Source organism: Neobacillus drentensis NBRC 102427 (assembly GCF_001591445.1).
GTDB classification, from domain to species: Bacteria; Bacillota; Bacilli; order Bacillales; family Cytobacillaceae; genus Neobacillus; species Neobacillus drentensis.
In genome coordinates this window covers 25,982-36,904 of the sequence record NZ_BCUX01000049.1, presented here as the reverse complement: position 1 = coordinate 36,904, position 10,923 = coordinate 25,982, and the positions used below count along the sequence as shown (strand labels likewise).

11 protein-coding genes are annotated in these 10,923 nt (G+C 40.5%); all 11 read right to left on the bottom strand.

Annotation, left to right across the window (positions count from 1 at the left end; translation table 11 throughout):
- Positions 1 to 278 precede the first annotated feature (278 nt).
- Positions 279 to 1,763, bottom strand: coding sequence for a lysine--tRNA ligase (lysS, locus tag BDR01S_RS19385; RefSeq protein WP_066249324.1), 1,485 nt, complete (start codon positions 1,761 to 1,763; stop codon positions 279 to 281).
- A 189-nt stretch (positions 1,764 to 1,952) separates the two neighbouring features.
- Positions 1,953 to 2,954: a tRNA dihydrouridine synthase DusB gene (gene dusB / locus BDR01S_RS19380; protein WP_066249321.1), complete on the bottom strand. Its 1,002-nt coding sequence runs from the start codon at positions 2,952 to 2,954 to the stop codon at positions 1,953 to 1,955.
- A gap of 91 nt (positions 2,955 to 3,045) precedes the next feature.
- Positions 3,046 to 3,252, bottom strand: a complete 207-nt coding sequence (locus tag BDR01S_RS19375; protein ID WP_066249318.1) for a helix-turn-helix domain-containing protein — start codon at positions 3,250 to 3,252, stop codon at positions 3,046 to 3,048.
- A complete protein-coding gene (folK, locus tag BDR01S_RS19370) occupies positions 3,204 to 3,731 on the bottom strand; it encodes a 2-amino-4-hydroxy-6-hydroxymethyldihydropteridine diphosphokinase (protein ID WP_066249317.1) in 528 nt (175 codons plus the stop codon). Before folK ends, BDR01S_RS19375 begins: the two co-directional genes overlap by 49 nt.
- 2 nt (positions 3,732 to 3,733) lie before the next feature.
- Positions 3,734 to 4,093: a dihydroneopterin aldolase gene (gene folB / locus BDR01S_RS19365; RefSeq protein WP_066249313.1), complete on the bottom strand. Its 360-nt coding sequence runs from the start codon at positions 4,091 to 4,093 to the stop codon at positions 3,734 to 3,736.
- Positions 4,086 to 4,928: a dihydropteroate synthase gene (gene folP, locus BDR01S_RS19360; protein ID WP_066249311.1), complete on the bottom strand. Its 843-nt coding sequence runs from the start codon at positions 4,926 to 4,928 to the stop codon at positions 4,086 to 4,088. Before folP ends, folB begins: the two co-directional genes overlap by 8 nt.
- Before the next feature lie 160 nt (positions 4,929 to 5,088).
- Positions 5,089 to 6,018 (bottom strand): cysteine synthase A, encoded by a 930-nt coding sequence (gene cysK / locus BDR01S_RS19355; RefSeq protein ID WP_066249309.1) that lies wholly within the window; start codon positions 6,016 to 6,018, stop codon positions 5,089 to 5,091.
- Positions 6,019 to 6,177: 159 nt separating this feature from the next.
- Positions 6,178 to 7,059 (bottom strand): peptidyl-prolyl cis-trans isomerase, encoded by an 882-nt coding sequence (locus tag BDR01S_RS19350; RefSeq protein ID WP_066249307.1) that lies wholly within the window; start codon positions 7,057 to 7,059, stop codon positions 6,178 to 6,180.
- Between the two features lie 35 nt (positions 7,060 to 7,094).
- Positions 7,095 to 7,973 (bottom strand): Hsp33 family molecular chaperone HslO, encoded by an 879-nt coding sequence (gene hslO, locus BDR01S_RS19345; protein ID WP_066249305.1) that lies wholly within the window; start codon positions 7,971 to 7,973, stop codon positions 7,095 to 7,097.
- A gap of 14 nt (positions 7,974 to 7,987) precedes the next feature.
- On the bottom strand, positions 7,988 to 8,773 hold the full coding sequence (locus BDR01S_RS19340; protein ID WP_066249302.1) for a type III pantothenate kinase: 786 nt from the start codon (positions 8,771 to 8,773) through the stop codon (positions 7,988 to 7,990).
- Between the two features lie 164 nt (positions 8,774 to 8,937).
- Positions 8,938 to 10,881, bottom strand: a complete 1,944-nt coding sequence (gene ftsH, locus BDR01S_RS19335; protein WP_066249300.1) for an ATP-dependent zinc metalloprotease FtsH — start codon at positions 10,879 to 10,881, stop codon at positions 8,938 to 8,940.
- Positions 10,882 to 10,923 lie beyond the last annotated feature (42 nt).

The following is a 10,923-nucleotide window of genomic DNA, read 5'->3' as shown; positions in this document are numbered from 1 at the left end:
TCTTATTTGTTTAGTTTTCAAAGAACAATTTCTTTATCGCTCAAAAGCGACTTTATTATCTTACCAAGTTATCAACCGAAAGTCAATAACTTTTTTTAACTTCTTTTTTTCTCACTGTCACTGTCTCGCAGCAACAGATATTAATATACCACCATTAAAGACCTAGTGCAATAGTATTTTTTGTTTTTTCATGGAAAATTCAAAGTAATAATATTCTAACTCTTCTTTCCTGTTTTCATTAAAAAAAGTGCCAGTAGCCCCGGCACTTTTTAAAACTCTTATTTATGACGCATGAGCGGAAATAATAGGACATCACGGATAGATGGTGAATTAGTAAGCAGCATAACCAAACGGTCTATTCCGATTCCTAATCCTCCTGTAGGCGGCATACCATACTCTAGCGCTTCAACGAAGTCTTCATCCATCATATGGGCCTCGTCATTTCCTTGTTCACGTTCTTTTAGTTGCGCTTCGAAACGTTCTCTTTGATCAATTGGATCATTAAGCTCGGTAAACGCATTCGCATGTTCACGTGCTACGATGAATAATTCAAAACGATCTGTAAACCTTGAATCGTCATCATTTTTCTTCGCAAGCGGCGAAATCTCCACTGGATGACCGTAAATAAAGGTTGGCTGGATTAGCTTTTCTTCTACCTTTTGCTCAAAGAATTCATTAACAATGTGACCATAAAGCATATTGTCATTTATTTCAACACCATGTTCCTTAGCAAGATCGCGAGCCTCTTCTACACTCATCTCTTTCCAGAAATCTGCACCAGTGTATTCTTTAATCGCATCAACCATATGAAGTCTTTTCCACTCAGGTTTAAGGTCTACTTCATATTCGCCATATTGAATAGTAGTAGAACCCACTACTTCTTGAGCAATGTGAGCTACTAAATTCTCAGTTAGACTCATAATATCACGATAATCTGCATAGGCTTCATAAAGCTCAATCATGGTGAACTCTGGATTATGACGGGTTGAGACACCTTCGTTCCGGAATACACGGCCAATTTCATAAACCTTTTCCAGTCCGCCAACAATTAACCGCTTTAAATGAAGCTCAATGGCAATCCTCATAAACAACGGCATATCAAGCGCATTATGGTGTGTAATAAAGGGACGTGCTGATGCTCCACCAGCGATAGAATGCATCATCGGTGTTTCAACCTCTAAATAACCGTGGTCATCTAAGTAGCGACGCATCGATTGAATGATACGGCTTCTTGAAATAAAAGTCGCCTTACTTTCCTGACTCATGATTAAATCCAAATAACGCTGACGGTAGCGTTGTTCCACATCCTTAAGTCCGTGGAATTTATCTGGTAATGGACGGAGTGCCTTTGTTAAAAACACAAAGTTAGTTACTTTTATTGAGAACTCTCCCATTTTTGTAACAAATAAACTTCCAACTACTCCAACAATATCGCCTAAATCAGTAGAATTGAAAATTTTATACCGCTCTTCTCCTACTGCATCTTGCCTTACGTAAACTTGAATTTGACCTGTTAGATCTTGGATATGAGCGAAACCAGCTTTCCCTTTTCCCCGCTTGGTCATGACCCGCCCTGCAAGAGTAACACTTATATTTTTAACTTCTAGCTCTTCATTCTCCATATTTCCATATTGCTCAATCAATTCGATAGTGCTATGAGAACGTTCAAACCTCTTACCGAATGGATCTAACCCATCTTCTCGCATTGCATTCATTTTTTCCCGTCTAACTTTCATTTGGTCATTTAATTCTTCCTGACTCATTACGATCAACTCCATTAAATTTCTTAATTATGTAAACCCACTAATAGTTACATTTTTTTTGCATACTTTATTATTTTACACAAACTTGCCATCTCAGACATCAAAAATGTTTATATATATAAAAAAACTGCCAGTAATCTACTGGCAGTATCAATAATAGTATAGAAAGTGACAAACGAAATGTCAAATTCACCCTACAATTAGCTGTCCTTGTTCTTTTTCCTCAACTTCTAAAACTAAATCATTTAATATTGTCACTAAGTGATCTCTAGAAAGACAATCATTAATGGCATTACGAGCATTTGCATTGCCGCGTACCCCTTTTAAATACCATGCCGCATGCTTACGCATTTCACGAACAGCTATATTCTCATTTTTAAGTGCGATTAAGCGGTCTAAATGAAGGATACAAACATCTATCTTTTCTCTAACGGTCGGTTCAGGCATTAATATCCCTGATTCTAAATATTGAACGGTGCGATAAATCATCCAAGGATCTCCTAATGCCGCTCTTCCTATCATTACCCCATCCACACCTGTTTCCTCGAGCATCCGTTTCGCATCCTGAGGGGTCTGGACATCGCCGTTTCCAATCAACGGAATGTTTAGGTTTTGCTTTACTTCACGGATGATATCCCAGTTCGCTTTTCCCTCATACATTTGAACACGTGTACGACCATGGAGTGATACAGCTTTTCCTCCAGCACGTTCTACTGCCTGGGCATTTTTCACCGCATAAATATGCTGCTCATCCCAGCCCATCCGCATTTTTACAGTTACTGGCTTTTCCACTTCTGCAACCACTGCAGAAACCATCTCGTAGATTTTATTTGGATCAAGAAGCCACTTTGCTCCCGCATCGCATTTTGTGATTTTTGGAACAGGACAACCCATATTAATATCGATAATATCAGCATTGGTATTCTTATCAACAAATTTGGCTGCTTCGACAAGGGTTTCCCTCTCGCCGCCAAAAATTTGCAAACTAAGCGGTTTTTCACGCTCATCGATGTAAAGCATATTCATCGTCTTTTCATTCTTATTAACGATACCTTTATCACTTACCATTTCCGCACAGACTAACCCTGCACCAAACTCTTTAACAGTTAGTCGGAATGCGGAGTTACAAACACCTGCCATTGGTGCCAATACGACAGGATTCTTCATCTCAATATTTCCAATTTTCAACACGCGCAAACGACCTCCTCTTTGGTCTCTTTATTTCTTTCAAACTATAATTGCAAAGTGCCAGCATCAACCACTGCGCTAAACGAGAATCAGCTTATTCTTTAGGCGCTAAATCATCTACACTAATTTTTAGTGAAGAAGCGATCCTTTCAAGCAAATCACCTGCTGGCAGGCGGTTTCCTCTTTCAATTTCGCCTAAAATTGATACAGATACACCTAGTTCCCTCGAAAAGCTTTCTTGTGTATAGCCTTTTAGCTTTCGATAGGCTCGAATACGTCTTCCCCATTTTTCCGCTTCCATATTCGGACTCCTTCTTTGTTAGGTAATTCTTCTAATGATGATTCAAGCAATTGATTTATCTTTAAAAATTGGCTGTCATGAGTTATTTCTAAAAGTGGAATGATTACAAATGCCCGCTCTAACATCCTAGGATGCGGAACAATCAACTTCTCGCTTTCAATATTTTCTTGGTTAAAGGTGAGAATGTCAAGGTCAATTGTGCGCGGCCCCCACCTGATTCCCCTTTTTCTTCCAAGTTCCAATTCGGTTTTTAAGCATAATTCTAATAACTCCATTGCAGTTAACCCCGTTTGAATCTCAATTACCATATTCAAAAATAAATCTTGGTCTTCATAACCAACAGGATCTGTTTCATAAATGGAGGAGTAATTTACCAAATGAATGTCAGAATAACTTACTAATTGGTCGATTGCACTCGTTATATTATCATAACGGTCTCCGATATTCGAACCAAGGGCAATAAATGCTGTGTTTTCCACTTTTATCTTCTCCTTGTAATTTCTACTGCAACCGAATTGTAATGACCCGGAATCGGCGGATCAGGCTTTATTACCTTGACGGTAACCTCGGAAATGTGACCAAACCTTTTCAAAACCAGAGCAGCAATATTTTCTGCCACGGCTTCGACTAGCTTATAGGGTGGACCCTCGACTATGTCTTTAGATATTTGATAGAGCTCAGCGTAGTTGACAGAATGCTCCAGTTCATCTGTTTCACCGGCTTTTTTTAAATCAAGGGACACGGCTAAATCGACAGCAAATCGCTGCCCCAATCGGTTCTCTTCCGGGAAAACTCCATGGTATCCGTAAAATTCCATCCGATTGATATAGATTTTATCCAATTGTTTCACCCTTTCCTATTAGGGCATCCATCATTTTTGCCATTCTGCTCATTTCCTTGACATCATGAACACGAATAATGTGACAACCCTTTTGAATTCCATAACAAATCGTTGCTCCGGTACCTTCCATTCTTTCATGAACAGGCAGGTCCAACGCTTGTCCAATCATTGTCTTTCGGGAAGTACCTAATAAAACTGGATAGCCCAGTTTGACAAACGTATCTAAATTCTGCATGGTTAGTAGATTTTCTTGATAATCTCTTGCAAACCCAATCCCCGGGTCAACGATAATCCTCTCATCCTTTACCCCTGCATTTTTTACAATCGCAATACTTTCATAGAGGTCATTGATGACATCTCTCATAAAAACCTTGTAGTCTCGATTATGACGATTATGCATAAGCACGATGGGAACATCATAGTCAGCTGCCACTCGTCCCATATTTTCATCGGCCTTTGCCCCCCATACATCATTGATAATATGGGCACCTGCTTCTATGGCCTGTTTGGCCACTTCTGCCTTATACGTATCAATGGATATCGGTACCTGAACATGTTCTGTGATCGCCCGAATTATTGGAATCACACGCTCTAATTCTTCCTCGACCGGGACAGCCGCAAATCCAGGGCGTGTCGATTCCCCGCCGATATCAATAATATCTGCACCATTTGCCACCATTTCTTTTGCACGTTTAACGGCATTTTCTATTTCATTGAACTTACCGCCATCTGAAAAGGAATCTGGAGTTGCATTTAAAATGCCCATTATCATGGTTTTTTTACTGAAATCTAAAGTATATGGTCCACATTGAATTTGTTCTTGAGTTGTGCTCATATCAATTCCTCCTATGCAGCCTTTTTTCACTCTTTTTATCATACATGAAAATATAAATAGTTTACAAAAAAACATGCAAGAGTCTCGACTTGCTTATGCGGCGCTCCGACTCTTTTCCACAAAAAAAGAAGCATCGGCAATCGCCAACGCCTCTCAATTTTTATTCAGCATCATATTGGTAAAGCGCAGTACTTAAATAACGTTCACCATTATCAGGAATAATCGCAAGGACCTTTTTACCTTTTCCTAGTTCCTTTGCAACCTTTAACGCTACGTGTATAGCTGCTCCTGAAGAAATGCCCCCAAGGATACCTTCTTCTCTAGCTACACGTCTAGCTGCAGCAAATGCTTCTTCCGTTCCAACTTGAATAATTTCATCATAAATATTCGTATCCAGTGTATCAGGTACAAACCCTGCACCAATACCTTGAATTTTATGAGGACCTGGTTTGCCGCCAGATAATACAGGTGAATCAACTGGTTCAACTGCATAAATTTTCACATTTGGAAACTTCCCACGGAGGACTTCGCCTGCACCAGTAATGGTTCCACCAGTTCCGATTCCTGAAACAAAACCATCTAATTGATCCATTTGTTCAACAATTTCTTTACCTGTTGTTCTTCTATGAACTTCAGGATTTGCTTCGTTCTTAAATTGTTGCGGCAAGAAATAACCATGTTCCTGAACTAGCTCTTCTGCCTTAGTAATAGCGCCCTTCATGCCAGCTGGACCAGGTGTTAACACAAGTTCTGCACCGTAAGCACGAAGGAGATTCCGTCTTTCTAAACTCATCGTTTCAGGCATTACAAACACAGCTTTGTAACCTTTTGCTGCAGCAATCATTGCAAGGCCAATTCCTGTATTTCCGCTTGTAGGTTCAATAATAGTATCGACACCTGGTTTGATTAAGCCTTGCTCTTCTGCCGCTTCAATCATAGCTAAAGCGATACGATCCTTGACACTACTGCCGGGATTGAAATACTCAAGCTTTAAATAAACCTCTGCACTATTTTCATCTACTAATCTGTTTAATTTAACAATTGGCGTTTGACCGACTAATTCGGCCACTGAATTTGCAACACGTACCATAAAGAGCACCCCTATTCCGAGTAAGTTGATTGGATTTATTATATTATTAAATTTACCAGTATTATACTGTGTTTGTCAATTGTTTTGTTTTGGTATTTTTCCAATATTTCAAATGTTGTAAAGGAAAAACACAGAAGTATCTCCTGTGTTTTAATATCCTTATTTTCCGTAAATCCAATCCACCTTAGCATCATCCCAAAAAGTAGCGGCAGATACAGGAGAATTCATTTTTTCAAGCGCCATTTGACGGCGAATTGGCTCTTTCACATCCTTAAAGGCATAGTTCCGTCCAGTTATTTTCTCTTCCAACTTAAGGATGGCATAACCTTGTTCAACGTTAATCGGCTGACTGTATGCCCCCGTCTTTAATTCCTTAGCTATTTGAATATATTCAAGTGGGTATCTTTCATCTTGTTCGCTAATGTATCCGATATCTCCGCCTTCATTTGCGGAAAATTCATCGATCGATCGTTCCATCGCTAACGTTGAAAAATTCGAACCCTCTGCTAACTCTTGTATCGTCTGGTCTGCTTCTTCCTTCGTACCTACAACGATGTGTGATAAGTGATAAGCAGCAGGGACATTAAAAAGTTCTTTATTTTTTTGATAATAACTCTCTAATTCATCGTTTGAAACTTTCACATCTTTTGTTAAAAGTTCCTCTAACAGGAGATTGGTCCGGATTTGTTCCTTCAACCTTTTCTCATTCTTGAGATTTTGCTTACCGAACGAATTATATGTGGCCTTCAGCATTCTAAATTCTCGCTCAACATCCTGATTGGATATCTTGATTCTATATTTTGCAGCCATTTCTTCGATAACCTTCTGATCGACCATATCTTTTAGAACATCTTTCCCATATCTAGCTTCTAGTTCATTAAGCCATTCTTTTCTTATGATTGTTTTTCCCCTGACTGTCGCTACTGTCTCTTTATCTTCTGCTCCGCCTGCCAGATTTACCTTGGATAGAAAAAAGGCGAGCGTTAGGCAATTTACCAATATTAGGGCCGCAATAACCGTCCATAACTGCTTCCTCCCCAAACTCTCTCCCCCAATCAAAAAGAACAAACACCTATTTATCTTGCATCCTTTTTGAGTTCTTCTAATTCATCACGTGAAAAGAGGTACTTTTCATTGCAAAAGTGACAATGAGCCTCGGCCTGTCCATCTTCTTCAATCATTTCCTCAATCTCCGCAGCACCTAAACCAACAATCGCATTCGCAAAACGGTCTTTCGAGCAATTACATTCAAATCCCACCGGCATGGTTTCTAAGATCTTTACTTGCTCGCTTCCAAAAAGTTCTCCTAGGATTTGTTCCGGTGTTAAACCTCGTTCAATTAATTTGGAAATAGGCTCAATCGTCTGTAAACGCTCTTCAAGTTTTGAAATGATTGGGTCAGGTGTACCTGGCATCAATTGAAAAATAAATCCGCCTGCGGCTAATATCGTATCATCGGGATTCACTAACACACCGACACCTACTGACGACGGAACCTGCTCAGAGGTGGCAAAATAATAAGTAAAGTCCTCCCCTAATTCACCTGAAACCAATGGAACCTGCCCGGAAAAAAAGTCACGCATCCCGACATCCTTAACGACCGCCAAAGTTCCTTCCGTGCCGACCGCGCGGCGGACATCAAGCTTGCCATGTTCCGTTGATTCAAAATCAACCTCCGGATTGGTTACATAGCCACGAACCTCACCCTTAGCGTTACTATCAACGACCATAGGGCCCAGCGGTCCGCCGCCATTGATCTTAATCGTTAATTTATCATCACCCTTTAACATAGCCCCCATCATTACCCCTGCGGTCAACGTGCGGCCAAGGGCAGCTGAAGCGGTCCGCCAGGTTTGATGCCGTCTTTGTGCCTCACTTACTGTTTCGGTTGTACGAACGGCATAGGCTCGAATATTGCCATCATAGGCAAGTGCTTTTACAAGATAATCCTTCATTTGTAAACCCCTTTCTAGCTGTTATTCCTTAGGATATCCACGTTTCTCTTATAGATAAGCTGTAAGCCTTTTAAAGTTAAAAACGGATCGACCACATCAATAATTGTTGATTCTTGGGCAATTAAACTGGCTAGTCCACCTGTCGCAATTACGGTAGGCTTCTTCTCACTTTGATCCATCATCCGCTTGACAATCCCCTCAACTTGACCTACGTATCCATAGACAATTCCTGCCTGCATGGCTGCCACTGTATTTTTGCCGATGACTGCTTCTGGGCGGGTAATTTCAATTCTTGGCAGTTTGGATGCCCTTGAATAAAGGGCCTCTGTCGAAATGCCGACTCCTGGGGCAATTGCTCCACCCATATATTGACGATCCTCATTCACATAGCAATAAGTAGTCGCTGTTCCAAAATCGACGATAATCAGTGGACTTCCATATTCATGAATAGCCGCAACGGCATTGACAATACGATCTGCACCAACTTCTCTTGGATTTTCATATTTAATATTTAGACCCGTTTTTATTCCCGGCCCGACCACGAACGGCTTCACATGAAAATACTTTTGGCACATTCTTTCGAGCGCAAACATAATCGGTGGGACCACAGAGGAAATAATAATCCCGTCAATATCTGAAAAAGAGAGGCCCGCATGATCAAACAATGCTTTAATGTTCATTCCAAACTCATCTTCCGTACGGTTTCGATTCGTTTCAACACGCCAATGATATTTAAGCTCCTCTCTATCATAAACACCCAGAACAATATTGGTATTCCCTACATCAAATACGAAAATCACATCTATCACTCACTTTTCAGATTATTCTCTTCTATACTGAAAACATAATAACATAAAAATGTTTATTGATAAAAAAGAAAAGCGCAAGCGCCCTGTTCAGCAGCGTATGGCCTGGAGCTAGCCTAAAAAAAGAGTGCTTCAGAGAAGCACCCTTTATCCTGCTATTATAATTTAGTTTCGTCATCAGAAGGGTTAAGCGGCTCAACCTCATCCTTTTTCGTACTAATATTAACCTTCACGTCTTCTACTTTTTTCGGACCGATTTTAACGGCTTCTAAAGCGACATTAGGCGCTGGCATATGGCCATGGTCAATCAGATATTTAATCTGTTCTGCAACCAACGTCTCTACTTCAAGTAGTGTATTAGCAATCAGATCCAGCTTATCACGATTTTCAGTGAGAATCACTTTAGCTCTTGCATAACATTCCTTGATAATTCTTTGAACTTCTAAATCAATCTCATACGCAATCGCATCGGAATAATTTTGTTCATTATGAATGTCACGACCTAAGAACACCTGACCGCCTGAACCTTGACCAAACTGAAGTGGTCCAAGTTTATCGCTCATCCCATATTCAGTTACCATCTTACGGGCAATTCCTGTAGCACGTTGGAAATCGTTATGGGCTCCTGTACTAACTTCGCCAAAGACAATCTCTTCCGCCACACGTCCACCGAGTAATCCAACAATTTTATCAAGTAACTCAGGCTTCGTCATAAAGTAACGGTCTTCTCTAGGAAGCATAACGGCATATCCACCTGCCTGCCCACGCGGTACGATTGTAACCTTGTGGACCATATCTGCTTCATCTAGTACTAAACCGATGACCGTATGTCCGCCTTCATGGAAAGCAACAATATTACGTTCTTTTTCAGAAATAACCCTGCTCTTCTTAGCCGGACCGGCAATAACACGGTCTGTTGCCTCATCAATATCTTCCATATCGATTTTCTTCTTACTGCTTCTGGCAGCCACTAACGCCGCCTCATTCAATAAGTTTTCTAGGTCTGCACCAGAGAATCCAGGTGTACGCATCGCAATATTCTTTAAGTTTACCGACTCATCTAACGGCTTATTACGTGCATGAACTTTAAGAACAGCTTCACGTCCGATAACATCGGGACGATCAACGGTAATTTGTCGGTCAAAACGGCCTGGACGTAAAAGGGCTGGATCCAGAATATCGGCACGGTTTGTAGCTGCAATAATGATAATTCCTTCATTAGCGCCAAATCCATCCATCTCAACAAGCAATTGGTTCAAGGTTTGCTCACGTTCATCGTGTCCGCCGCCTAAACCGGCACCACGTTGACGTCCAACTGCATCAATTTCATCAATAAAAATAATACAAGGTGCATTTTTCTTGGCGTTTTCAAATAAATCACGTACACGGGAAGCACCGACCCCGACAAACATCTCAACGAAGTCCGAACCGCTTATCGAGAAAAACGGAACGCCTGCTTCACCTGCAGTTGCTCGTGCAAGCAAGGTTTTACCAGTACCCGGAGGACCTACTAAAAGCACTCCTTTTGGAATACGGGCACCCAGTTCAGCATATTTCCGAGGGTCCTTTAAGAATTCGACTACTTCCACTAATTCTGCCTTTTCTTCATCAGCACCTGCCACATCTCTAAAACGAACCTTTTTCTTATCATCGTTATAAAGCTTCGCCTTGGATTTACCAAAGTTCATCACACGACTGCCGCCGCCTTGGGCTTGGTTTAATAAGAAGAAGAATAAAATAAAGATAATCACAAACGGAATAATTGAGGTAAAGAAAGTCACCCAACCGCTTGTTTCCTTTGCAGGCATTACTTCAACTTTTGAATCAGCTTTATTAATTTTGTTAATAATTTCTTCACTATTTGGAACATAAGTTATGAATTGTTGTTTACTTTTCGCTTTAAGCACACCACGAACTTCATAAACACCTCGTTCAGGCTGCATTGTGAACGACTTTACTTCGCCTTTGTCTAATTGGGTAACAAACTTATCATATGAAATATGATCGGTCGTCTCATTACTTCCATTAAAGAAACTTACCACGCCAATAATGACTAAAAATATCAATAAATAAAAGATGGTATTACGGAATATCCGATTCATCTCTTACCTCCTCCCACGATAGGCAAACTATACTAAATGGTA

Coding starts and splice junctions, on each gene's coding strand:
- lysS (WP_066249324.1), bottom strand. CDS start 1,763: ATGAGTCAGGAAGAATTAAATGACCAAATGAAAGTTAGACGGGAAAAA.
- BDR01S_RS19375 (WP_066249318.1), bottom strand. CDS start 3,252: ATGGAAGCGGAAAAATGGGGAAGACGTATTCGAGCCTATCGAAAGCTA.
- folP (WP_066249311.1), bottom strand. CDS start 4,928: ATGAGCACAACTCAAGAACAAATTCAATGTGGACCATATACTTTAGAT.
- cysK (WP_066249309.1), bottom strand. CDS start 6,018: ATGGTACGTGTTGCAAATTCAGTGGCCGAATTAGTCGGTCAAACGCCA.
- hslO (WP_066249305.1), bottom strand. CDS start 7,973: ATGAAGGATTATCTTGTAAAAGCACTTGCCTATGATGGCAATATTCGA.
- ftsH (WP_066249300.1), bottom strand. CDS start 10,881: ATGAATCGGATATTCCGTAATACCATCTTTTATTTATTGATATTTTTA.